A 25,100-nucleotide genomic window follows, 5' to 3' on the forward strand; every position below is an offset into this window, starting at 1 on the left:
TTTTTTATGCTACTTCAAACTGTGAGTTGTAAAGGTCAGCATAGAAGCCACCTTCTGTCATCAACTCATCATGATTTCCTTGTTCGATGATGTTCCCATCTTTCATGACAAGGATGAGGTCAGCATTTTTAATAGTTGATAGACGGTGGGCAATCACAAATGATGTGCGACCTTCCATCAGTTTATCCATTGCTTTTTGAATTAATTCTTCAGTACGTGTATCAACTGATGACGTAGCCTCATCCAAGATAAGAAGCGGAGCATCTTTCAAAAGTGCACGCGCAATTGTCAAAAGTTGTTTTTGACCAATTGAAAGTGTTACGGAGTCATCAAGATAAGTATCATATCCATTAGGAAGCGTCATGATAAAGTGGTGAACACCGACTGCTTTAGCTGCCGCAACTACTTGTTCATCTGTAATATTTTCTTGGTTGTAAATCAAGTTTTCTTTGATTGTACCTTCAAACAACCAAGTATCTTGAAGCACCATTGAGAATTGGTCGTGAACTTCTTCTCGTGACATTTTACGAGTGTCGATACCATCAATTGAGATTTGACCCTTATCGATTTCATAGAATTTCATAAGCAAATTAACAATGGTTGTTTTACCAGCACCAGTCGGTCCAACGATAGCCACTTTTTGTCCTGGTTTAGCAACCGCTGAAAAATCATGAATAATCGTTTTATCTTTAGAATAACCAAAGAAGACATTATCAAAGGCAACCTCACCTTTAACAGCTGTCAATTGACGTTCTTTGTGAGAATCGTCTTCCATTTCCTCTTCTTCAAGGAATTCAAAGACACGGCTCATTGCAGCAGTTGCTGATTGCATTTGTGTGAAGGCTTGCGCGATCTGTGACAATGGTTGTGAGAAGATACGAACATAAGTCATAAAGGCAACCACGTCACCCATTGTAATATCACCGTTAATAACTTTGACGGCACCAACAACACAGACCATAACGTAACCAAAGTTACCAATGAAAATCATCAGCGGCATCATAATACCAGACAAGAATTGTGATTGCCACATTGATTTGTAAAGATTTGTGTTTAATTTTTTAAAAGCTTCACTTGTTTCTTCAGAAGCATTGTAACTTGTTACCACATTATGTCCAGAATAAATTTCTTCAACATAACCATTGACTGCTGCCAAGTTATTTTGCTGACGTTTAAACAATGGTTGTGATGAACCCATAATGACGATAACTAGAAGAAAACCAATGAAAACTGAACCGATAGCTGTCAAAGCCATGCTGACATTTGAGTGGAACATCATGAAAATTGAACCAAACAAAAGCACAACAGAAGTCACTAATGTTCCCAAACTTTGGTTAAGTGATTGAGCAAGTAAGTCAACATCGTTTGTCACACGAGAAAGGGTATCACCTTGTGAATGACTGTCAAAATAATTTAGTGGAACACGGTCAATTTTAACTTGAATAGCTGCACGTAATCGTTGTGAAAAACGTTGGACGATTGTGGCAACTGTAAAGTTTTGAATATAACCAACCACAGCTGAGACACCATACAAAACAGCAAGTGTCATTGCAATTTCTCCGACTTTATCCAAATCAACACCTGGAATTGTTCCCATTTTCGTAGGTGTTAATCCGTCCATAATAGTGTTTGTAATTTCTTTTAATTTATCAGGTCCAATAACCGTGATAGTCGCAGAAATAATCGCTCCAATCACCGCAAGGATGAATGGAAATTGGAAACCTTTGATGTATGGCTTCATTCTGCTATAGAAAGATGCTTTTTTCTTATTTTCCATTTTCTAATTCCTCCTTAGATAATTGTGAGTAGGCAATTTCACGGTAAACTTCGTTATTTGCAAGAAGTTCTTCGTGAGTACCTTGACCAACTACCTTACCTTCGTCAAGAACTAAGATTTGGTCAGCGTCCATAATTGTAGAAATACGTTGAGCAACAATCAATTTTGTCATGTCAGCTGTGCGTTCTTTCAATTGTGAACGAAGAATTCGGTCAGTCTTGTAGTCAAGTGCAGAGAATGAATCATCAAAGATAATGATTTCTGGTTTACGTGCAAGAGCACGCGCAATTGCCAAACGTTGTTTTTGACCACCTGAGAAGTTTTGTCCACCTTGAGAAACTGGCGCTTTTAGCTGACCTTCTTTACTTTCGACAAAATCTCTACCTTGAGCCAAGTCAAGAGCTTCCCAGATTTTATCATCATCAAGTGGTGAACTATTGCTGTCACCCATATTCATATTAGAAGTGATGTCTCCGCTAAAGAGAACTGCTTTTTGTGGAATATATCCGACAATTTTATGAAGTGTATCATGGTCGTAATCACGAACATTGACACCATCAACCTTAATAGTACCTTCAGTCGCATCGTAGAAACGTGGAATCAAGTTCACTAAGGTTGATTTTCCTGAACCAGTTGACCCAATAAAGGCAACTGTATCACCAGCTTTAGCCTTGAAAGAAACGTGTTCCAAGACAGCTTCAGAATTTTTACTGTATCGGAATGAAACATTGTCAAATTCTACAGAACCTTTTTCTTTTGGCTGAACATTACTTTCTTCAGGATAAATTACAGATGATTTTGTATCCAAAACTTCGTTGATACGACCAGCTGCTACAACCGCACGTGGCAAGATAAAGAACACAGCAATCATCATCATAAATCCAATAACAACTTGCATGGCATATGATGAGTAAACCACCATATCAGAGAAAATATTCACTTTGTCTTGCATTGCGCCGGCAATTTTAGTTGGATCTTTTGGAATAGCAATATCTTCAATCAAGAAGGCACCAATCCAGTAAATCGCTAATGTCATACCACTTGAAATACTTGTCATTACTGGTGACATCAATGACATTGAACGTCCAATGAAAAGGTTAAGATTTGTGACATCGTTATTTGCCTTTTCGAATTTACCATCTTGGTAGCTTTCAGCGTTGTAAGCACGGACAACACGGATACCACTCAATGATTCACGCGTAATACTGTTTAGTTTATCAGTAAGTTTTTGAATCATACGTTGTTTTGGCATCACCATCATAAGAAGAAATGCAAGCATGAAAATCATGACTGCCACTGCGACGACAAGCACCATTAACCATTCATGGTTCTTATCAGCAATCTTTGTAATTGCCCAAATCGCCATAATCGGACCTTTAGTGACAACTTGAAGTCCCATTGTGAAGACTAATTGAATTTGAGTAATATCGTTTGTTGTACGTGTCAACAGACTTGGAATTGAAAATTTCTTGATTTCAGCATCCGAATAGTCTAAAACACTGTGGAAAATGTCATCACGCAGACGTGTACTAAAACTTGCTGCGATTCGTGCCGCTAAGAAACCGACAACCACAGATGCTGCAAAACTTCCTAAAGAAAGCAAGACCATACGCATTCCTGGGGCATCAAAATTCCAAGCAAATATATCTTTAGCTTTTGTTCCTTGAGTTGATAGCAAGGAAGTGATATCTGACATGTAATCAGGGATTTTCAAATCCAAGAAAACATTCAAACACACAAATAATACGGCAATAACTATCATTGCAGTTTCTTTTGCCGTTAATCGTTTAAAAATTTTTAACATGCGTTACTCCTTGTTTTCTAAATTTTTCAAAATACGATCAAAGACACGTCCAGAAATTTCTAGCTCTTCACGACTAATGCCATCAAAAATTTGCTTGTGAACCGCAGCGTGAAAAGCATCAATATCTTTAGTCTTAGCTCGACCAAGTTCTGTGAGAACCACACGCTTGTAACGCTTATCAACTTCAGATGGAACAACTTTTATAAAACCATTCTTTTCCATTCTTTTAATCAAATTACTGGTTACAGATTTTGAAATTTTAAGCTTACGTTCAATATCCTTAATGAAAACTTCTTTATCCTCATTATCTCTTAGATATAAAACCGCAAAGCCTTGCGGACCAGCTAAGTTTTCCACATCATGAAGTTCACCGAGTTCGTGTACACGGTTTTCCATCAAATTAACGAAGTCTCTTAATTGTGAAAACGGATCTTTTTCTCGCATTTTTTCCTCACTTTCTGAAAAGTTTTCAAGATTTATTCTTGTAAATATCATTCTAGTTCTTATGAGAACTAATGTCAAGAAAAAAGTTCTCATGATAATTATTTTTTAACTATAAAATAAAAAACGTTGATAACTCAACGTTTTCAGCTTAAATAATAATTCCCTCCAAATGATCCAACTCGTGCTGACAAATTTGAGCAGGTAAGCCTGTCAAAGTAAGACTTTGCTTTGTCCAATTCTTGTCCATGAAAGTAACTTCAATTTTTTGGTAGCGTCGTGTTGAACGTGAGCCAATTAATGAAAGGCATGACTCTTCAGTATCAAAAGGTAGTGATTTGTTCGTCATAACTGGATTGAACATAACCAAATCACCAAGTCCCATATTCACAATGATGGCACGTTTTTTAACGCCAATCATATTTGCCGCCATGCCAACACAATTTTCACGATTGGCATTCAAGGTATCTTGTAAATCTTTTGCAAGATACAAATCAGCTTTTGTTGCTTCTTCTGATTTTTGTGCCAAGAAAAACGTATCTTTTACAATTTCTTTAATCATATTTACTCCATTACTAATTCCATAATATCAAAATCAATCAAAAGTCCATCGACTTCCATAAAACCTTTAAAAGTCCCAATTTTTTGGAAACCCAAGCTTTCATAAAGGTGAATGGCTGACTTATTGTCAGACCTAACCTCAAGGGAAAGAATTTTTAAATCAGACAGCTTTGCATGGGCAATTAATTGAGTCAGCAGCTTTCGACCGATTCCCTGATTCCAATTAGACTTTTTTACCGCAATCCCAATCTCAGCTCTGTGAGCTAAGCGTTTTTTACGAAAACCACTACAGTTACAAGTACCAACAATTTGGTTATTAACCTCAGCTAACAGGAAAAAAGATGTGTCAGTATTTTGAATTTCTGCTAAAATCTTCTCTTCATCAGCGACAGAAAGTCCAATACCTTCACTCCCATAGGAAAGATTATCTGTTTCTGAACCAATTTGCTTGCAAAATTCTAAAATGGCTTTAGCATCACTTGCTCTTGCTTCCCTTATTGTGACCATATGAAAGTCCTCTCTTTCGATAGAATCATTATATCAAAAAATGGCATTAACCAAAAGAGCCCACCAAAGTGAGCTCCGTTCGTTTATTTGATATTAGAGAATTAATTAAGATAATAATGGCTTGTTTAATCTGTGTATGCTTCTAAAAAATTAGACAATTCCTTGTGCTGACATAGCTTCCGCAACTTTAAGGAAACCAGCAATATTGGCACCAACAACAAGGTTGCCTTCTGCATCAAATTCTTTGGCTGCAGATGCTGCGTTTTCGTAGATACGTTTCATGATATTATAAAGTTTAGCATCTACTTCTTCGAATGTCCATGGCATACGTTGGCTATTTTGAGCCATTTCAAGTGCTGAAACAGCTACACCACCAGCGTTTGCTGCTTTGGCAGGACCAAATGAAACACCAGCTTTTTGGAAGACTTCAATTGCTTCAAGTGTAGATGGCATGTTTGCACCTTCAGTGACTGCAATAACACCATTTGCAACAAGAGCTTTTGCATGTTCTTCGTTGATTTCATTTTGAGTAGCACATGGGAATGCAAGATCTGCTTTGATGTTCCAAATTGAACCTTCAGATGCTGGAGTGAATGTTGCACTTGGACGAGCTTCTGCGTATTTAACGATACGAGCACGTTCAACTTCTTTCAATTGTTTAAGAAGTGGGACATCAATACCTTCTGGATCATAAACAAAACCAGATGAATCTGAAACAGCAACAACTTTAGCACCAAGTGTTTGAAGTTTTTCAGTTGCATAAATCGCTACGTTACCTGAACCAGATACAAGAGCTACTTTACCAGCGAAATCTTCGCCACGTGCTTTAAGCATTTGTTCTGCAAAATATACAGCACCGTAACCAGTTGCTTCAGTACGGGCAAGTGATCCACCGTAAGTAAGACCTTTACCAGTAAGAACACCAGTGTATTCGTTACGAAGACGTTTGTATTGACCGTAAAGGTAACCAATTTCACGTCCACCTACACCGATATCACCAGCTGGTACATCAGTGTCAGCGCCGATGTGTTTGCTCAACTCAGTCATAAAGCTTTGACAGAAACGCATAATTTCGTTGTCTGATTTACCTTTAGGATCAAAGTTTGAACCACCTTTACCACCACCGATTGGTTGACCAGTAAGAGAGTTTTTGAAAATTTGTTCGAAACCAAGGAATTTAATGATTGATTGGTTTACAGAAGGGTGGAAACGAAGACCACCTTTGTATGGTCCAATGGCAGATGAGAACTGAACACGGAAACCACGATTCACTTGAACTTGACCTTTATCGTCAACCCAAGGAACACGGAAAGTGATAATACGTTCTGGTTCCACCAAGCGTTCAAGAAGGTTTTCTTCGATATATTTTGGATATTTATCGAACACTGGGACAAGTGATTCAAAAACTTCTTCTACTGCTTGTAGAAACTCTGGTTCATGAGCATTTTGAGCCTTAACCTTTTCAAAGACGCCAGCTACGTACTCTTTACCTGTTGTCATATATATTCCTCCAAATGCGAGATTGTAATTTTTATTACATTAAATATTATAAATTTTCTGAATATTAATGTCAAGCATTTTCGGGAAGTTTTTTGAAAAATTCACGTTTTTATGTCACAAAATATTACACAGAATGTTAAAATCAACTCAGTACATGCTTCAACAATCTTTTTTGTGAAAAATGTGATATCATAAAGGTGACTTATAGGAGGTATCATTATGAAACGTTTTTCATTTTTAGCAGGGATTATTGCAACCCTTATCGGCTTGTTTCTTTTTATCCATCCTTTTACGACAACTGCTATGATTGGCTGGATTATCGCCATCATCATTTTCTTGTCTGGTTTCACTAGTCTTATGATGTTTTCTAGCAGTTTCACTCGTTCACCTTGGTACTTATTACAAGGAATTCTATCCATTATTTTTGGCATTATTCTCCTCTCAAGTTCTGTTATGTCGCTATCAAGTGCGGTTATGACAATCGCTGCTTACTGGTTTTTAATCAGTGGTATCCTTCGCTTAATTGGTGGTTTCCAAATGCGTAGAGCAGGTTTTTACGACGCTAATCGATTTTTGAGTTCAGCCGTAATTGCTATTCTTATTGGACTATTCCTCCTATTTAATCCAACATTATCAGCTATATTTGTTGGTCGACTTGCTGGTCTTCTTCTTATGGCTGTTGGCGTTTCAGGTATTACTTTTTCATTTAGACTATAAAATAAAGAGGCTGAGAATTTTTCTCAGCCTTAATATTTATGCAGTGTGTGACGACGAAATCGTATTTCTTTGAAATTGCCGATTCGCTTTTTTATTTTTAGCGATTATCAATTTTTTCTGGGTAGAGATCGTGATTCATCAAACGGTGCTCTGCCATTTTTTCATATTTTGTACCAGGTTTACCATAGTTGAAGTATGGATCAATTGACAATCCACCACGTGGTGTGAATTTCCCCCAAACTTCAAGATATCGTGGATTAAGCAACTTAATCAAATCTTTCCCGATTGTATTGATGCAATTTTCATGGAAATCTCCATGATTGCGGTAACTAAAAAGATAGAGTTTTAAAGATTTTGATTCAACACAAAGCTTGTCAGGAATGTATGATAGATAAATGGTAGCAAAGTCAGGTTGCCCAGTAATTGGACAAAGTGATGTGAACTCTGGACAGTTGAATTTGATAAAATAATCATTTTCAATGTGACGGTTATCAAATGATTCTAGGATACTTGGGTCGTATTCATATGTATATTTTGTATTTTGGTCTCCCAAAAGCGTTAAATCTTTCATTTCATCTGTTCTTGTCATTTTCAATCTCCTTTTTTAAACACCACGTTTATTGTCATATAAAAGGGTGTGCAATTGTGGCAATACTCGTACAGATTGCCATTCTTCATCAGCGGCTACAGTTTCCCAAAGTTTGCGCAAACGATTAAGTTGTGCTTCTACAATATTTCCAGCAGCATGAGGCTCTGGATTTCCTGCAGATAAGTACAAAACATCCGGTTGATAACGATTTTGAATCATTTTTGCAAATGCCAAATCATCATCATTAAAGATTGGAATTTTAAAAGTTAGCTGGTCTTTTTCTAACTGTGAAACAATAAAATCAAGTGTTTCAAAATCCACAGTCATTTTGCTTGATGGTGGTTTAGGGCTAAGTGTCACCTGATTAATATCTTTAAGCCAAGTTTGCCAACGTGACCCTTGAGTTTCAATACCAAGTGTGACACCACGTGCCTTGAGTTTAGTGACCAATTCTCCCATGCTCGCTCCTAAAAGACATGGATTACCGCCTGACAAAGTCACATAATCGTAAGAACCAAGTCGATCAAGCTTAGCAATAATCTCATCAGCAGTCAAACGACTTGGTTTTTCAAAACCATTCCACGTAAAGTCAGAATCACACCATGCACAATGATAATCACAACCGCCAGTTCTTACAAACATGGTCTTTTGACCAATTGCTCTGCCTTCTCCTTGAAAAGTTGGACCAAAAATTTCTAAAACAGGAATAGTTAGCGGTTGCTTAGTCATCAAGGTCCCACTCCCTTCTGAATTCAGCGTAAGATGTCGGAGTTTCATACAGACGAACATATTCTACACGAATGCCTCGTTCTTTTGGCAAATGCTGTTTTAATTGCTTGAAAATCCAGTAAACCATGTTTTCAGCAGTCGTATTCATGTAAGGAAGACTTTCATTTAAATAGCGATGATCCAAGTATGGTTCCAAGTGGTCTTTATAAATTTGCTTGATATCTCCGAAATCAACTGCCATTCCACGATTATCTAGCATGCCAGAAACAGCAAGTTGCAAATGGTAAGTATGCCCATGAAGTGATTTACATTTTCCATCGTAATTAAATAGATGATGGGCAGCATCAAAGGTAAATTCTTTTGAAACCATGACACGGTGCGGACAATACACAAGGGATTCACCTGTTGGTTTTTTTATTTCTTTTGGAATTTCAAACATCAGTCTTGACCTCTTCTAGCTAAATACTTTTCAAGACCAGTTTGACGGAGTTTACATGATGGACATTCGCCACAACCACTTCCCTTGATACCATTGTAACAAGTCAAAGTATTTTCTCGGACATAATCAAATTTTCCAAGCTTATCTGCTAACTCCCAAGTTTCTGACTTATCAAGCCACATTAAAGGTGTTTGAATAACAAAATTGTAATCCATTGCCAGATTCAAAGTCACATTTAGTGATTTCACAAAAGCATCACGACAGTCTGGATAACCTGAAAAGTCTGTTTCACAAACACCTGTGATAATATCTGTAATGCCAAGACGTTTTGCAAGCACAGCAGCAAATGATAAGAATAGGTGATTACGACCATCAACAAAAGTATTTGGCACATCATCATCAGGATTTTCAATCTCAATATCACGAGTCAATGCATTTTCAGTTAATTGCCCGAGCAATGACATATCAAGCAAGTGATTTTTAACACCTTGCTCAGCTGAAATTTGTTTAGCAACTTCGATTTCAAGGCTATGGCGTTGACCATAATTAAAGGTCACAGTTTCGACATGTTCATAGTGCTTTAAAGCCCAAAATAGGCAAGTAGTTGAATCTTGTCCGCCACTAAAGACGACAAGAGCAGATTGACGTTTCATTCAATATCTCTTTTCTAAGATATCTGGGCAAAGAAAAAGCCCCTATGGGAATCCACAGGGGCGCTAATATCAGTCATTAGGCTGGTTTTTTTTAGCGATGGCTTTTCCCAAACATCGATAATGTTACCTTTTAATCATACCATTTTTAAAACTGATATTCAATATTTAACTGTTTTTAGCAAACTGGCTATTGTAAAGGTCATAATAGAATCCTTTAGCAGCAAGTAAACTTTCGTGATTTCCTTGTTCGACAATTTGACCATTGTTCAAAACAAGAATTTTGTCTGCATCTTGGATAGTTGATAGACGGTGAGCAATGACAAAGCTTGTTCTGCCATGCATCAATTTTTCCATTGCTTTTTGGATAAGCAATTCCAATCGTGTATCAACTGAAGATGTCGCTTCATCCAGAATCAGAATTTTCGGATCTGCTAGAAGAGCACGCGCAATTGTCAATAATTGTTTCTGACCAAGCGAAACATTACTTGATTCTTGGTTCATTTCCATGTTGTAGCCACCAGGCAGTGTGCGGATAAAGTGGTCAACATTTGCAGCTTTAGCAGCTTCAACAATTTCATCATCAGTCGCATCAAGATTACCAAAACGAAGATTTTCTTTAATTGTTGCTTCGTAAAGCCAAGCATCTTGCAAGACCATACCAAACTGTTTACGGTATTCCTGACGTGATAGATTTCGAATGTCATGACCGTCAATTTTAATTGAACCACCAGTGACATCGTAAAATCTCATCAAGAGATTAATCAAAGTTGTCTTACCAGCACCCGTCGGACCAACAATTGCAACCATTTCTCCTGGCTTAACGTCAAGATTAAAGTTACGAATAAGTGGTTTATCTGGCGTGTATTGGAAAGAAACATCCTCAAAAGTAACTTGACCAGACAAATCGTGTGTCAACTGTTCTTTGACTTCAGCTGCTTCTTCTGGCTCATCAAGAACTTCAAAGATACGTTCTAGTGATGATTTTGCACTTTGTAGAATACTTGCCAGTTGCGTAATCGTTTGAACTGGCTGGCTAATTTGCCATACGTATTGAACAAATGCCTGCATATTACCAATTGTCAAAGCACCTGCTAACACTTGAAGCGCACTGAGCATGGCAATGAGTAAGTAAGCCATATCTGAAATTGCACTTAAAACGGGCATCATAATACCAGAAATGAAACTTGCTTTAAAACCTACTTCTTGAAGATTTTCTGTAATGTCTCGAAATTCTTCACTTGAAATTTCTTCACGACCATAGAGTTTAATGACATTAAAACCAGAAAGATTTTCCTGAACAAAACCATTCATATCTCCAAGCGTATCAGCTTGTTTTTTGAAATATGGCTGAGATTTTTTCAAAATGAACTTAGCACTGAAATAATTAATCGGGATAATGGCTACAACAACCAAAGCCAATTTCCAGTTAAGATAGAAAACCATAAACATAACTGCAAAAATCGTTACAAATGCATTGATAATTTGTAAGAAACTTTGTTGAAGAGCATTTGACACTGTTTCGACATCTGAGGTAAAACGTCCCAAAACATTACCAAATTGTTGGCTATCAAAATAAGAAACTGGAATTTTATTGATTTTTTCACTCAAATCACGGCGCAAATCATGAATCGTTTTTTGCACTGCTTTGGTCATAAAGAAGTTTGAGCCATATGAACCAATTTCATAACCAAATCCACGAATAAAATACAGTACCAAAATGATTGCAATATAGGTCGTATTGATATGTGCCCCAGAAACACCTCGAGCCATATCAAGTAAGTTTGCTGTTAATTCAGTGATTGCAAGACCAAGCACAAAAGGCTCCAACACACTCATGATACCACTGAAAATTTTAAGAAAAATCGCTAAGAAAAGTGAACCTTTATAATTGCGGAGATAATCCCATAAACGTAAAAATACATTTCGTTTTTCCATGTTTATTCTCCTTTCATTCCATCTACATTTTTCAACTGTGAGTTTGCAATTTCACGATAAATGTCATTTGATTGCATCAATTCATCATGAGTACCACGTCCAACAATTTCACCCTTGTCAAGAACGATAATTTGGTCAGCATTCATAATAGTTCCAACACGTTGAGCAACAATCAAAACGGTCGCATTATGTGTAACCTCTTTTAGACGAGCACGCAATTGCGCATCTGTCTTATAATCAAGAGCTGAGAATGAATCATCGAAAATGTAAATATCAGGTTTCTTAACAACCGCACGCGCAATTGACAAACGTTGTTTTTGACCACCAGACAAATTACTTCCGCCCTCTGCCAAGTGAGTCTGATAACGTTCATCACGACTTTCAATAAATTCTTTTGCCTGCGCAACATCAGCAGCCTCTTGCAATTCAAGGTTTGTCGCATCTGTCTTACCATATTTCAGATTTTCCTCAATTGTTCCTGTAAATAGCAGTGCTTTTTGTGGAATGAAACCAATTTTTTGACGAAGAGCTTTCAATTGATAATCTCTGACATCGACACCATCGACTAAAATTCTACCAAGTGTTACATCGTAAAAACGTGGAATCAGGTTAACAAGCGAAGATTTTCCAGAGCCAGTTGAGCCGATAAAAGCAATCGTTTCACCTGGTTTTGCTTTAAAGGAAATGTCTTTCAAGACTGGGCTTTCAGTTTCGCCAGGATAAGCAAAGGTAACCTTGTCAAATTCCAAATAGCCTTTTGTTTTCGTTTCAGTCACACCATCTTCATTTGGATTGATAGAGATGGGCATGTCCATAACTTCTGAAATACGTTCACTTGAAACAATCATTCTTGGATACATTGTAAATAAATTTGCAAAAAGCAAGAATGAAAACAAAGCGTGGAAACTATATTCAATGAACGCAACCAAATTACCAATTTGTAAAGCGCCGCTTGCCAACGGGTTCAAGGCAAACCAAACAATTGATACAATCATTGAAATGATAATCAAAACAAATAAAGGCTCTGTCAATCCTGTCAAAATAAAGAGACGACTTGATAATTCCTTGTATTCTTCGTTTTTCGAATCAAAACGATTTTCTTGAAATTCTTCTCTAGCAAAAGCGCGAATAACACGCAAACCGGTTAAATTTTCACGAACATATTGATTAATTTTATCCAGAGTTGCTTGTTGCTTTTCAGACAACGGACGCGTTTTTGTTGCGACATAATAAACAACTAAAATCAAAAATGGAATAGCAACTGCTACAATCCAAGCTAACGATGGGCTCGTCAACAAAATCATAACAACACTAGAAACCATCATTAAAGGAGTGATTACACCCATTCGAAGTGACTGCTCTGCAAATTGTGTCAAAATGAAAGCATCGCTAGTCATACGCGTAACAAGGGAAGACACACCAATTTGTTCATATTCATGGTGTGAATATTGTTGTAATTTATCATACATATCATTACGCATATCTTTGATCATATTGGTTGTGATTTTACCCGCCGCATAAGCAAGTACAACACGCCCAATAGTACCAATGACAATAATGGCAAACATAACAATCGCCCAAAAATAAACACGTTCTTTGTTTCCAGGTGTTACCCCTTGGTCAATCATTCTAGCCAGAGCTGTTGGCAAACCTAGGTTAACCAATACAAAAGTTAACGCTCCGACAACATCAAGAATTAGCCATTTGGGATATTTTTTCAAATAAGTCCAAATTAGTTTCATGGTCTTTCCTTTCTATATTTTGTGTATGAAAGAAGTGACCTCGCCTACTCGGCTAAGTCACTTAGGTATTCATATCTTTCGTATTTTTCAAGTAGTTTTTCATTAGCTTCATCTAATGAACGTTGAAGCTCTGCTAATTTGCCATAGTCACTGGCATTTTCTTGCATTTGAGCTTCGATAGATTCGATGTCTTCTTCAAGTTTGGCAATTTCATCTTCGATGACTTCCCACTCTTGTTTTTCAAAATAAGACATGCGTTTCTTTTTCGTTTTTTCTTTTTCGGTCTTTTGTTGAGATTCTTTCTTAACTTGTTCTGCAACATTTTCTTCAAATGCTTTTTCGTCAAGATAATCCGTGTAATTTCCGAAAAATTCTCTGATATGACCATTTTCAAAGGCCAAAATTTTATTGGCTACCTTGTCAAGGAAGTAGCGGTCGTGACTAACTGTGATAACTGGCCCTTGAAAAGTTTGTAAAAAACTTTCAAGAACAGTCAAAGTCGCAATGTCAAGGTCATTTGTCGGTTCGTCTAGCAAAAGAACATTTGGTTTTTCAATCAAAATTTTCAAGAGATAAAGACGTTTCTTCTCACCACCAGAAAGTTTTGAAATTAAAGTTCCATGCGTTGAACGTGGGAACAAGAATTGTTCAAGTAAATCTGTGACACTTGTTGAACCTACACTTGTCTTAACCTCATCTGCCACTTCTTGAAGATAATTAATAACACGTTTGTTCTCGTCCATATCTTTTGGCAATTGTGAGAAATAACCAATGCGGACAGTCTCACCAATTTCAAGGTTACCTGAACTTGGCTTCAAATCACCATTAATCAAATTAAGAAGGGTTGATTTCCCGACTCCGTTGTCACCAACAATCCCAATTCGGTCTTTATTTTGCACCAATAAATTGAAATCTGTCAGTATTTGTTTATCAGGGAAAGCAAATGAGACATCTTCAAAATTGATAACTTTTTTCCCAATACGGCTTGTTTCAAAGTTAATCTCAAGCTCTGTCGACTGGGTCGTACCAGACAAGTCAGCTTTCAAATCATTAAATCGATTTATACGTGCTTGTTGTTTTGTAGCGCGAGCTTGTGGTTGCGTACGCATCCAAGCCAACTCTTGCTTATAAAGTTGTTTTTTCTTGTGGAGCGTTGCCGCATCACGTTCATCTTGTTCTGCACGCAAACGAACGTAATCCTGATAATTTCCTTGGTATTCTGTCAATTGACTATTTGCCAATTCGAAAATACGTGTTGCCACATTATCCAAGAAATAACGATCGTGGGTGATGAAAAGAACTGTCTTTTTAGAAGTTTTTAAAAAGTTAGTCAACCAAGCAATGGTATCAATATCCAAGTGGTTTGTCGGCTCGTCAAGCAACAACAAGTCAGCATCATTTAACAAAACTTGTGCCAATTGCACGCGGCGACGCAGACCACCGGACAAATCACCTACTTTTTGTGACAAATCTTCTAGACCAAGCTTTGTCAAAACTGTTTTCACTTCGCTCTCAATTGCCCAAGCATCAAGTGAGTCCATCTCAGCCATGACTTTTTCAAGCTTATCTTGATTTGCTTCATCATAATTAGCCATCAAGGTTTCATAAGTCTTAATCAAAGTCATTTCACGTAAATCAGATGACAAAACAGTATCCAAAATAGTTTTCTCATCGTCAAATTCAGGTTCTTGGGTTAAATAAGCTATCTTATAACCATTCTTGGCAGAAAATGGTGACACATCACCATCAAAGCCAAGTCGACCTGAAATAACATCAAGTAAGGTCGTTTTACCGGTACCATTAACACCAATAATCCCGATACGATCGAAATCATGAATAATAAAGGAAATATCACGAAAGACGGTTTTATCTCCAACAGATTTGGTTAAATGTTCTACGATAAAATCGCTCATTTGTTTTCCTTTCTAATAAATTCAAAAATTGCCTCTTTGTTGTTTGCCAATTCTCCAAGGACAATTTGTTCTTCAATTGCTTTTAAAATTTTACCAAGTTCAGGTCCTGGTTTGTATTGCATTTCTTTGATTAAGACACCACCATTAACCACGATTTCATGCTTATCATGGATAGTTAGCTCTTTATCTAAACGGTCAATAATGTCAAAATCAACTGATAATCCGAAACCTGAGCGAAGGTCTTCAGCTTGTTCAATCAAGTCTCTACCATAGCAATACATTTCCATCTTGTCAAGTTTGTGGTTCATACGGAAACGATAAATGGATACGATTTTTTCAACATCCTTTTGGAATTGACTTGACGTTTTCCAAGCACGCAAGAATGCTCGAACATCCTTAATTTCTAAAGCTAATAGCAAAGCAGCCCATGCTTGCTCAGAAGTTTTAAAATGATAATCATCAGCTAAATCATCTAACAACTGCTGCAAATTGTCATGCGCATTTTCAAGATAAGGAAGGTATTTCTGAGCATCACTTGCAATCATGGCTTTAATCCCTTTACGCCAGAAAGGTGCCATCAAGAGTTTGTCAAACTCGATAAAAGAGCGCTCTACCGAAATTTTTTCAAGTAAGGGCGCATGTGCTGCCATAGCAGCAAATGTTTCAGGTTCGATATCAAAATCGAGACTAGCAGAAAAACGGAAACCGCGCATAATACGAAGAGCATCTTCATTAAAACGCTCTGCAGGATTTCCAACTGCACGTAATAGTTTAGCTTTCAAATCATCTAAACCATTGAATTTATCAATAATCAAGCCTGTTTCATCAAGAGCAAAAGCATTCACCGTAAAATCACGACGTTTTAAATCTTCTTCAAGTGATCGAACAAATGACACACTGCTCGGTCTACGATAATCCACGTAAACATCTTCAGTACGGAAAGTCGTAATTTCATACTCTCCGCCTTCTTCTAACACAAGGACTGTTCCGTGTTCAATACCGATATCAACCGTGCGATGAAAAATACTCTTTGTCTCTTCTGGATAAGAGCTTGTCGCAATATCAACATCGTGAATTGGGCGATGCAATAATACATCACGCACACTACCGCCAACAAAGTAAGCTTCATAGCCTGCTTCACGAATTTTCTTTAAAATTGGTAAAGCCTCCTGAAATTCAGAAGGCAAATTATTTAATTTCATAGTAATTTTTCCAAACCATAAACAAGTTTATCTTGTTTCACAACTGCTTTAATTCCAATATTTACGCCACTCATAAATGAAATACGATCATATGAATCATGACGAAGTGTCAATCCTTCACCTTGTGCCCCAAAAATAACTTCTTGATGAGCAACCAAACCAGGTAAGCGAACACTGTGAATACGCATACCATCAAAATCAGCACCACGCGCACCTTTTAGTGTTTCAACTTCATCAGCTGCACCTTGTTTTTTAGGCTGACGCACTTCACGGATTAATTCAGCAGTCTTAACTGCTGTTCCTGAAGGAGCATCTTTCTTCTTGTCATGATGTAGTTCAATAATCTCAACATCTGGGAAGTATTTAGCAGCTTTAGCGGCAAATTCCATGAGTAAAATAGCACCGATAGCAAAATTTGGAGCGATTAGCCCACCTGTTTTCTTTTCTTCAGAAAGAGCAATAAGCTCTGCAATTTCTTCTTCAGAAAATCCAGTTGTTCCAACAACAGGAGCAAAACCATTCTCCAAGGCAAAACGAGTATTTTCATAAGCAACAGAAGGCATCGTAAAATCAACCCACACGTCAGCATCAAAGCCAACTAGTTGTGATTTGTCAGTAAAAACTGGAACACCGTCAACTTCTGTTTCAGTCGCAAATGGATCAAGCAAGCCTGCTAAGGTCAAGTCTTTGTCTTCCTTAACCATATTAACGGCTGCTGAGCCCATTCTCCCTTTAAAACCTGCTACGATAACTTTAATACTCATGTCTTTTCCTCTCTAACACTTAGACAATTGGTGTGAAACCAAATGCAACTGCGCCTTCCCCTAAATGAGTAGCAATTACGCCATCAAATGATACAATTTCAAGATTATCAGTCTGACCTTTATCTGCCAAAGCTTGATAGAAGTGTTGTGCTTTTTCTTCGGCACGAGAATGAATAATAAAGACTTCGTAATCTCCATTAACTGTCACTTCTGAAAGAACATCAACGAGACGTTTAATAGCTTTTTTCTCTGTTCGAACTTTTTCGTAAACTTCAATAACACCTTCGTCGTTAAAGTAAAGAATTGGTTTGATGCTAAGCAAGTTACCAATCAAAGCTGAACCATTTGACAAACGACCACCTTTTACTAAGTGATTCAAATCATCCACCATGATAAAGGCACTTGTTCCATCGATTTGTTTTTGCAATTTTGCTAAAATCTCGTCGAATGAAACACCTGTTTCAGCCCAGTTCAAAGTATTGCGAACCATGCTACCTAGTGGTGCTGAAGTGATTTTGCTATCTGGAAATGCAATCGTCAATTCAGGGTAGTCTTCAATCAAGAATTGGATATTTTGCCAGAATCCTGAAATACCAGATGACAAGAACAAACCAACAACATGTGTGTAGCCTTCAGAGGAAACTTTTGTTAAGATTTCATCTAATTTTGCCAAACTTGGTTGACTTGTTTTTGGAAGGACTGGTGATGCTGCCATTTTCTTGTAAAAATCATCTAAGCTTAGATTTTCACCTTCTACATAAGAAACACCATCAATCATAATAGGGATATCAAGGACAAAAAGATTCTCTTTAGCCTTGATGTCATCTGACAAAACTGCGGTTGTATCTGTTATAACTGCTAATTTCATTAATTTCTAAACTCCAATTTAACCCCTGGACGATCGAGGGCAATTTCGGTTACTTCGTATGTTAGGCGTTGCACAATATCTAGTAAAGGCGCTGCCAAATATTCAACTTCGTCCTTAGTGAATTCGCTCGGTTCGTTAACAATACGATTTTGAATGTGAACCATTTGTGAGACAACACCACTAATAACAAACTCTTGTTTCACGACCATAAACTGTAAAACTGAAACAATTGTTGTTTGATTGTTTGCTGTGTCTTTTTTCACTAATTGAAATGTTACTTCAAAATTAGTCTTCGGTGTACCATTTTCTTTTTCCCATTCAAGATTTCTTGCATCATAATGGTATTGGTTGACAAATTCTTTTTCACGTACTAATTCCATACTAATCTCCTCTTTGTATATCACTTTTCATTATAGCATAAATAGCTTGTGTTTTGCACGCTTTTCTTTGAAGAAATCCCCATTGTTTCCAATCGATTGCTTGACGGTGTTGCCAGATCTCAGTCGATCTAACTTAGCACTTAATCGATGTTTGATTGCTTTTCGCTCTTTAAACAGTTGCTTTACCTTCGGATAGCCTTTTTGACAAGAGGAGCAAGCTCTTGAAAAACAGATAAGCTAAGAAGCCACTCATCACATTAACATTAACAAGACTCTCTTTTGCCAGCTGAAAAAGATACCGCTAAACAAAGCGCTTAACTATCTAATTGTAGCGGTTTATATGGTATAATAGATATGGGCAAAAATACTTTAACAAGAAAACAGCTATTCGTAATGAAAAGCTGTTTTTTATTTATTAGTTATTTACGATCTACAAGATAGTATTTATAACAAATTACTAAACTTAAAATTAGAAAGGTGATAATCAAGAATATACCCACATTTTCTAAGGTTTGAAAACTAAGAAAAATTGACATCATCCATAATATAATAGTTGAAACAACTATTGAAAGTGTCCCAAACAACGACATAAATGAAGACATATATTGTGACTTTACATTATGTAGAATGAGGTACTCTAGTACATTGTCATAAACATTAAATGCTAATAAAAAAATATCCATGACAATTTCTAAACCCTTCATGTGGTAAATTCTCCTTTCATAAAATTTTAAGCGAACAAAAAAAGAAAACAGATTTCTCCGTTCTCAATATTTTTATTTAAATTATTTTTGATTCTAAAAACTCTTACCACTTACTTTGAAGTTTAAAATAATATCGGCCAACTTTTTCAAAAGAAGGTAACGCTCACCAGCTATCATAAATCGTCAAATCATATTCTGAAATAATTTGGTTTAATTTACTGCCATATGATGTATCTGTGGCATAAGTTCCTGTCAGTGCTGCCGTAGCATCCTGATAAGAAGTCGTATTTGATTTTCGAACTCCAGCATAAATATCTTTTTGTAAGAACTGTGCATAATCTTGTAACGATTCTTCTTGGCTACCGTAAGAACGGAACTGAGCATCAATCGTATAAGCATTCCCACTGCCATCATCTTCCCAAGTTTGCATAGTTGTCGACTGCCCGTTGTAATCACCTTTAATACCAAAATAATTATAGTAAGGCGGTTGACTAAGTGCAGACTGACCACTATTTGACTCAAGAATAGCTTGCGCAATCATAACCGAAGCATACAAATCATTTTGAGCAGCAATTTGGCGCGCTGTTTCACCAATTTTCTGAATAAATAAAACAGTTGTCGAATCTTGAGAAGATTGGCTTGTGTCTGCAGAAGCTGAATAAGCGTCGTCTTGTGAAGAAATGGCATAGAACATCAAGGTCGAACAAGACAAAAAAGCCAGAAAAACCATTCCATACAAAACTGATTTTGACATTTTTTTAGAAGTTCGTTTTCTTTTAGCCTTTCTTCTTTTTATTTTTCTTACCTTTGCCAAATGCACACAATCCTTTCAAAATTTCAACTTTCAGTATACCAAATTTTCATTAAAAATAAGTTAATCAACTGTTAAATTAAGAAAAAAGTCAGCACAAATCAGTACTGACTTTTTGTTTCTATTAATCTACATTTTTCAAAATGTTGTTAACGATATTTTCTACAGAAATACCATTTTCAGCCAACAATTCTTGAGCATTGTAACGGTCATGGAAAGCTTTTTCAACACCGTAGTTTTGAACTCTAAGATTGTGGTCACCAAGATAACTTGCAACCATTTGACCGTAGCCACCTTCAAGCACACCATCTTCAAGTGTAACAACAAGTTGGTGCTCATCTTCCAGACTATCAAGTAATTCTTCATCTAATCCTGTAACGAATTTCGGATTAACAATTGTCGCTGTGAGACCATGTTTGTCGGAAAGTTCTTTAGCCACTTCCTCTGCTAAAGCGTAGAAGTTACCAAGTCCAAAGATAGCAACTTTGCTACCTTTTTGAGTCACTTGGTTTTTATTAAGAATTGAGTAATCTGTGTTATCAGCAACACCTGTCTCACGAAGTGGAGCAACAGGAATACGGATAGCAACTGGATGTTCATTTTGTTCAACTGCCCAATCAAGCATTGCCAAGTGTTCTTCCTTACTTGTTGGTGCCAAATAAACAACGTTTGGAATGTGTGCCAAGAATGGAATATCAAAGAACCCAAGGTGACTTTCGTCATTCATTGCATTAACAGATGCTGAGTAAACAAGTGTTGTTACCGGAAGATTATTCAGCGCAATGTCATGAGACCATTGGTCATATGTACGTTGCATAAATGGCGCTGCAACATACCAAATTGGTTTGGCACCATTTTTAGCAAGTCCAGCTGACATTGTAGCAGCTTCTTCTTCAGCGATACCGACATCAACAAATTGTTTACCAGCTTCTTTACGTTGATCTTGGTTCAACATAAACATTGGTGTTCCAGCATTAACAGCAACAACTGTCGGGTCATTCTTAATTTTATTCAAGACAAAATCTGTAGTGATGCTATTATAAGTTTCACCAGCTTTTTTACCTCGAAGATACTCACCTGTTTCTGGGTTGTAAGGTCCACCAGCATGGAACGCTTCACGATTTTCTTCCATGAATGTCACACCATGACCTTTTTGTGTATGAACGTGCAGCAAAACTGGATGATTAGTATCTTTTACCTCCTCAAGCAATTCAATCAAGGCTTCAAGATTATTTCCAGCATCAAGATAACGATAATCAAAACCAAGAGACTTGAAGAAGTTATCTTCTACTTGCCCCTTACTTTCACGCAACTCACGAAGAGCTGTGTAAATACCACCAGTTGGGTTAGCAGCAATTGATTGGTCATTATCATTGACAATAACAATTGTATTTGTACCTTCTGTGGCAATTTGGTTCAATCCTTCATAGGCCATACCACCTGAAAGGGAACCATCCCCAATGACAGCTACAACATTATAATTCTCATCTTTTAAATCACGCGCTTTGGCAACACCAGAAGCCAAAGATAACGATGTTGATGTGTGACCTATTGTGAAGAGATCATGCTCACTTTCTTTTGGATTCGTGTAACCAGATACATCATCGTAATGTGCTGGGTCAAGAAAAGCTTGCGCACGCCCAGTCAACATTTTATGAACGTATGATTGGTGTGACACGTCAAAAATGAATTTATCTACTGGTGAGTTAAATACATAGTGCAAGGCAACTGTCATTTCAACCACACCAAAGTTTGGCCCATTGTGTCCACCATGCTGACTTGTTTTTTCAAGCAAAGCTTGTCTTGCTTCATCAGCAAGGCGATGCAAGTCTTCATGTGATAATTGTTTTAAATCTTGTGGTGATGAAATTGTTTCAAGTACCATATCGTCTCCTTTGAATTTTTTCTTTTCAAGTATGGTTATCATACACCTTGGAGTCTACTCCAAGTCAAGCTGTTTTTTTGACTTTAATCAAATATTTTTTCAATAGGCGTGTTACCAGGATTAATGGCAATCACACGTTTAGCTGTAGAAGATTTGTCAACAACTTCTGCTAAGACACTCGCTACATCCTCGATTGAAATTGATGTTGCTCCCTTGTCTCCCAGTTCAATATGACCTTGACCTGTTTCTTCTAGTAAACCACCAGGCTGAATAATGGTGTAATCCAAGTCAGACTGATTTATCAAGTAATTGTCAGCAAAAAACTTAGCAACGTAATAATCTGTAAGATTTTCTGGCCATTTTTCTGGCGTTAGAGAAAAGAGTGCACTGAGCATGATAAAACGTGTTACACCAACTTTTTTAGCTGCTTGCATTAGTTTAACAGCTCCGTAGGCATCCGTTTGAAGTAAGTCCTTACCACGAGAACCTGCTGTAAAAATAATGGCATCAACACCTTTTAGTAAAGCACCAAGTTCATCCTCTGAAGCATGTAAGTCCATTTTCTGCGGCGTAACATTGGGGAGTTCAACAACTGCTTCTGGACGACGAGCACCTGCAATCACTTGGTAATTTTTTGCTGATAATTTTTTCAAAAGTTCTGTCGCTACACGACCTGTCGAACCTGCCACAAAAATTTTCATAGTATTTTCTCCTTTTTATCCCCAAAAAGTTATTTATTCTGCTGATAAAACTTCAACAAATTTTTCGGCTTGCTCTGATAAGTCAGCATCACTTAGATTAAGAGTGCCAGTTGTTATGAATGGTTCAAGGAATTGCAAGCCTGTGTGGTATTGAATAGTCACAATTGGTTTTAAAACTTCTTCAACAGTTGTGTGAAAACGACCTTCAAGTTGGTAATCATCGAGAGCTGCACCAAAACTTGCTGCTAAAATCACTTCTTTACCACGAAGAGCATTTCCAGTTGAACCATAAGCCCAACCATATTCTAAAACAGCATCAAACCACTGTTTTAAAAGAGCTGGCGTTTGATACCAATAAATAGGAAATTGTAAAACAATACGGTCGCTTGCTTCAAGTGCAGCCTGCTCAGCAGCGACATCAATTTTAAAATCTGGATACAAGCTATAAACATCACGCACCTCAAAACCAGCTTCGCTAGCAGCCTTTGCTAGACTAGCATTAATGCGTGAGCCATTTGCCAAATCTGGATGAAATGAAAATACAGTTGTTTTCATGAATCAAATCCTCCCTCAATAAAATTAAGCTTGACCTTCCCAGCCACCACGTGTGTCAACACCTGATGCAATGGCGATTTGTTCAAGTTGTGCAATTTCATCATCTGTCAAAGTAATATTTGCTACTTTTGCAGCATCAAGCACTTGTTCCACTTTTGTCACTCCTAAAATTGGTGTCGTTCCACGACCAATCGCCCAAGCAGTCGCAATTTGTGCTGGAGACGCATCATATTTTTCTGCCAATTGAGCTAGAGTTGCCAACAAATCCTTCAAAGCTGGAAACATTCGATTGTAAGTTTTACCACGACTTGAATTTGCTGGAAGCAAGTGGTTTTCATCATATTTTCCTGAAAGAGCACCTTGTTCTAGCACCATATATGAGAAAAATTGAATATCATTTTCTTTACAATAATCAAGAAGTCCATCTTCGATAGAATTACGGTACAAAAGACTAAAGTGGTTTTGAACTGCTGAAACTTTAATACCATGTGGCGCTAAAATGTCTTGGACTCGTTTTACTTGGCTAAGACTGTGATTTGAAACACCAATACGTCCAATTTTTCCAGTTTTAACAGCATCAACCAAAAGCGGTGTCCAGCGTTCTACATCTGCTGAATTGTGAATCCAATAAATATCAATAAAATCAGTTGCTAAACGTTTTAAACTTCCTTCAAGCATATCAACAACTGGATTTTCAGCCGCATCATTCTGCATACCTGGTGTGAATTTATCTGAAATAACGACTTGGTCACGACCATAAGCATTAGAAAGTTCACCAAGAATACGTTCAGATTCACCATTTGCGTAAGCATAAGCTGTATCAAAAACATTAAGTCCATTATCCATGGCAGTATTAAAGACGTCTTTCAGATCAGCTGTATCTAGTTGGTTACCAAAAACGGCATCACCACCAGCAAAACCACCAACTCCCCACGACCATGTTCCTAGTGCAATTTTTGCTTCTGTTTTTTGAGTCATATCTGTCACCTCTTATTTTCCTTTATAGTCTGTAATATTTTCTGCGATAATATTAGCTTGAAATTCGTGAACATCATAAGTTGCCATATCTGGATAGTAAGCATCCTTAGCAATCAATTCATCTAATTCAGCTCGGCTATTTGCCTGTGCAATCACAAGCCCTGCCATTGCTTTATCACGATATGGTCCTACTAACAAAAAATTACCTGCCTTAGCTTGAGCCCCAAACCATTCGCGATGCCCTGCCAAAAGTTCATCAGCTTTATCAGCAGGAACTTGCTCAGCGTTAATTGTAATATCGATTAAATACATTTTTCTCCTATTTCATCAAATTTAAAATACAATTTTCAATCATTTCTGAAACACTCATGTAAACGTAAGGAACTTCTGCCTCAGCCATTGCTTCTTTTTGTTTTTCTGTCACTTCTGTGTACGGATAGACGCCGTAGAGAAAAGGGAAAAAGGCAAAAATAAACTGTTGATTGGCTATCTCATTTCGTTTTGGAAAATGTTTTTCAAGTATCTGTCTCACCAAATCAAGAGAGCGTCCATAAACTTTTTTGAACTCTACTAAGGGTTCAATTCGACTCTCAGCATCAAGCGAAGCCATGTCTACTGCTAAAATTTTAAGCAATGTTAATCTCTCTTCAAGACTTTTTGCCATTTCACTAGCAAACATTTCTTGAGTTAGTTTTTCCTTTTTCAAAATGATTTGCAAATCTTGCTCCCATTTTAAATATTCTCGCTCTAAAAGAGCTAAAAAGATTTCTTCTTTATTATCAAAATAGGTATAAATAGCTGTGCGGGTAAACGACAGACGATTACCAATTTCTTTAACATTGATTTCCTTAAATGGCATTTCTTGGTAAAGAGCTTGCGCTACATCAATGATTTCATCACGTCTTCTCTGACATTCTTCTCTAGAAATTCTACCCATATCTACCT

General features: G+C 37.2%; 25 protein-coding genes. 1 reads left to right on the forward strand and 24 read right to left on the reverse strand.

Translation table 11 applies throughout. The features are described 5' to 3' along the window. Window positions 1–4: 4 nt before the first annotated feature. The 6 genes from ACNTMY_RS05280 to gdhA form a co-directional block, all read right to left on the reverse strand. Window positions 5–1,777 (reverse strand): ABC transporter ATP-binding protein, encoded by a 1,773-nt coding sequence (locus tag ACNTMY_RS05280; RefSeq protein WP_423215655.1) that lies wholly within the window; start codon window positions 1,775–1,777, stop codon window positions 5–7. Beyond that, a complete protein-coding gene (locus ACNTMY_RS05285) occupies window positions 1,767–3,581 on the reverse strand; it encodes an ABC transporter ATP-binding protein (protein ID WP_423215656.1) in 1,815 nt (604 codons plus the stop codon). Before ACNTMY_RS05285 ends, ACNTMY_RS05280 begins: the two co-directional genes overlap by 11 nt. A gap of 3 nt (window positions 3,582–3,584) precedes the next feature. Next, window positions 3,585–4,025 (reverse strand): MarR family winged helix-turn-helix transcriptional regulator, encoded by a 441-nt coding sequence (locus ACNTMY_RS05290; protein ID WP_423215657.1) that lies wholly within the window; start codon window positions 4,023–4,025, stop codon window positions 3,585–3,587. A gap of 148 nt (window positions 4,026–4,173) precedes the next feature. Beyond that, window positions 4,174–4,584 carry a peptide deformylase gene (locus ACNTMY_RS05295; protein ID WP_423215658.1) on the reverse strand — a complete coding sequence of 137 codons (411 nt, stop codon included), beginning with the start codon at window positions 4,582–4,584 and terminating at the stop codon, window positions 4,174–4,176. 2 nt (window positions 4,585–4,586) lie between these two features. Beyond that, complete coding sequence (locus tag ACNTMY_RS05300) at window positions 4,587–5,090, reverse strand: GNAT family N-acetyltransferase (RefSeq protein ID WP_423215659.1); 504 nt, start codon at window positions 5,088–5,090, stop codon at window positions 4,587–4,589. A 150-nt stretch (window positions 5,091–5,240) separates the two neighbouring features. Next, the gene (gdhA, locus tag ACNTMY_RS05305; RefSeq protein ID WP_423215660.1) at window positions 5,241–6,590 is read right to left on the reverse strand and encodes an NADP-specific glutamate dehydrogenase; all 1,350 of its coding nucleotides are present in this window, start codon (window positions 6,588–6,590) and stop codon (window positions 5,241–5,243) included. Between the two features lie 219 nt (window positions 6,591–6,809). Between gdhA and ACNTMY_RS05310 the strand changes: the two genes are divergently transcribed. Beyond that, window positions 6,810–7,307 carry a DUF308 domain-containing protein gene (locus tag ACNTMY_RS05310; protein ID WP_423215661.1) on the forward strand — a complete coding sequence of 166 codons (498 nt, stop codon included), beginning with the start codon at window positions 6,810–6,812 and terminating at the stop codon, window positions 7,305–7,307. Window positions 7,308–7,404: 97 nt separating this feature from the next. Here ACNTMY_RS05310 and queF read toward each other — a convergent pair whose 3' ends face one another. The 18 genes from queF to ACNTMY_RS05400 all read right to left on the reverse strand — a co-directional run bounded on the left by queF (window position 7,405) and on the right by ACNTMY_RS05400 (window position 25,092). Next, window positions 7,405–7,896, reverse strand: a complete 492-nt coding sequence (gene queF, locus ACNTMY_RS05315; protein WP_423215662.1) for a preQ(1) synthase — start codon at window positions 7,894–7,896, stop codon at window positions 7,405–7,407. A gap of 15 nt (window positions 7,897–7,911) precedes the next feature. Next, window positions 7,912–8,625, reverse strand: coding sequence for a 7-carboxy-7-deazaguanine synthase QueE (gene queE / locus ACNTMY_RS05320; RefSeq protein WP_423215663.1), 714 nt, complete (start codon window positions 8,623–8,625; stop codon window positions 7,912–7,914). After that, window positions 8,618–9,064: a 6-carboxytetrahydropterin synthase QueD gene (queD, locus tag ACNTMY_RS05325; protein ID WP_423215664.1), complete on the reverse strand. Its 447-nt coding sequence runs from the start codon at window positions 9,062–9,064 to the stop codon at window positions 8,618–8,620. The genes queE and queD overlap by 8 nt, the downstream gene beginning before the upstream one ends. Then, window positions 9,064–9,717 (reverse strand): 7-cyano-7-deazaguanine synthase QueC, encoded by a 654-nt coding sequence (gene queC / locus ACNTMY_RS05330; RefSeq protein WP_423215665.1) that lies wholly within the window; start codon window positions 9,715–9,717, stop codon window positions 9,064–9,066. The genes queD and queC overlap by 1 nt, the downstream gene beginning before the upstream one ends. Before the next feature lie 165 nt (window positions 9,718–9,882). Next, complete coding sequence (locus ACNTMY_RS05335) at window positions 9,883–11,652, reverse strand: ABC transporter ATP-binding protein (protein ID WP_423215666.1); 1,770 nt, start codon at window positions 11,650–11,652, stop codon at window positions 9,883–9,885. Window positions 11,653–11,654: 2 nt separating this feature from the next. Further along, window positions 11,655–13,394, reverse strand: coding sequence for an ABC transporter ATP-binding protein (locus tag ACNTMY_RS05340; protein WP_423215667.1), 1,740 nt, complete (start codon window positions 13,392–13,394; stop codon window positions 11,655–11,657). 44 nt (window positions 13,395–13,438) lie between these two features. Next, the gene (locus ACNTMY_RS05345; protein WP_423215668.1) at window positions 13,439–15,307 is read right to left on the reverse strand and encodes an ABC-F family ATP-binding cassette domain-containing protein; all 1,869 of its coding nucleotides are present in this window, start codon (window positions 15,305–15,307) and stop codon (window positions 13,439–13,441) included. After that, the gene (locus ACNTMY_RS05350) at window positions 15,304–16,509 is read right to left on the reverse strand and encodes a CCA tRNA nucleotidyltransferase (protein ID WP_423215669.1); all 1,206 of its coding nucleotides are present in this window, start codon (window positions 16,507–16,509) and stop codon (window positions 15,304–15,306) included. The genes ACNTMY_RS05345 and ACNTMY_RS05350 overlap by 4 nt, the downstream gene beginning before the upstream one ends. Further along, window positions 16,506–17,273, reverse strand: coding sequence for a 4-hydroxy-tetrahydrodipicolinate reductase (gene dapB / locus ACNTMY_RS05355; RefSeq protein WP_004232139.1), 768 nt, complete (start codon window positions 17,271–17,273; stop codon window positions 16,506–16,508). The genes ACNTMY_RS05350 and dapB overlap by 4 nt, the downstream gene beginning before the upstream one ends. A gap of 19 nt (window positions 17,274–17,292) precedes the next feature. Then, window positions 17,293–18,141 (reverse strand): DegV family protein, encoded by an 849-nt coding sequence (locus tag ACNTMY_RS05360; RefSeq protein ID WP_423215670.1) that lies wholly within the window; start codon window positions 18,139–18,141, stop codon window positions 17,293–17,295. Next, entirely contained in the window at window positions 18,141–18,521 is a 381-nt protein-coding gene (locus ACNTMY_RS05365; protein ID WP_423215671.1) for a DUF1149 family protein, read from the reverse strand. The genes ACNTMY_RS05360 and ACNTMY_RS05365 overlap by 1 nt, the downstream gene beginning before the upstream one ends. A gap of 867 nt (window positions 18,522–19,388) precedes the next feature. Next, on the reverse strand, window positions 19,389–19,979 hold the full coding sequence (locus ACNTMY_RS05370) for a glucosaminidase domain-containing protein (RefSeq protein WP_423215672.1): 591 nt from the start codon (window positions 19,977–19,979) through the stop codon (window positions 19,389–19,391). Between the two features lie 181 nt (window positions 19,980–20,160). After that, window positions 20,161–21,921 carry a 1-deoxy-D-xylulose-5-phosphate synthase gene (locus tag ACNTMY_RS05375; protein WP_423215673.1) on the reverse strand — a complete coding sequence of 587 codons (1,761 nt, stop codon included), beginning with the start codon at window positions 21,919–21,921 and terminating at the stop codon, window positions 20,161–20,163. Window positions 21,922–22,004: 83 nt separating this feature from the next. After that, window positions 22,005–22,622, reverse strand: coding sequence for an SDR family oxidoreductase (locus ACNTMY_RS05380; protein ID WP_423215674.1), 618 nt, complete (start codon window positions 22,620–22,622; stop codon window positions 22,005–22,007). Window positions 22,623–22,655: 33 nt separating this feature from the next. Next, complete coding sequence (locus ACNTMY_RS05385; RefSeq protein ID WP_423215675.1) at window positions 22,656–23,177, reverse strand: NAD(P)H-dependent oxidoreductase; 522 nt, start codon at window positions 23,175–23,177, stop codon at window positions 22,656–22,658. A gap of 24 nt (window positions 23,178–23,201) precedes the next feature. Next, window positions 23,202–24,155, reverse strand: coding sequence for an aldo/keto reductase (locus ACNTMY_RS05390; RefSeq protein WP_423215676.1), 954 nt, complete (start codon window positions 24,153–24,155; stop codon window positions 23,202–23,204). Window positions 24,156–24,167: 12 nt separating this feature from the next. Continuing rightward, window positions 24,168–24,467, reverse strand: a complete 300-nt coding sequence (locus ACNTMY_RS05395) for a YciI family protein (RefSeq protein WP_021142499.1) — start codon at window positions 24,465–24,467, stop codon at window positions 24,168–24,170. Window positions 24,468–24,474: 7 nt separating this feature from the next. Then, a complete protein-coding gene (locus ACNTMY_RS05400) occupies window positions 24,475–25,092 on the reverse strand; it encodes a TetR family transcriptional regulator (RefSeq protein WP_423215677.1) in 618 nt (205 codons plus the stop codon). Window positions 25,093–25,100: the final 8 nt, after the last annotated feature.

The sequence above is a fragment of the Streptococcus equinus genome (assembly GCF_049393735.1).
In the GTDB taxonomy this organism is placed as follows: Bacteria; Bacillota; Bacilli; order Lactobacillales; family Streptococcaceae; genus Streptococcus; species Streptococcus equinus_G.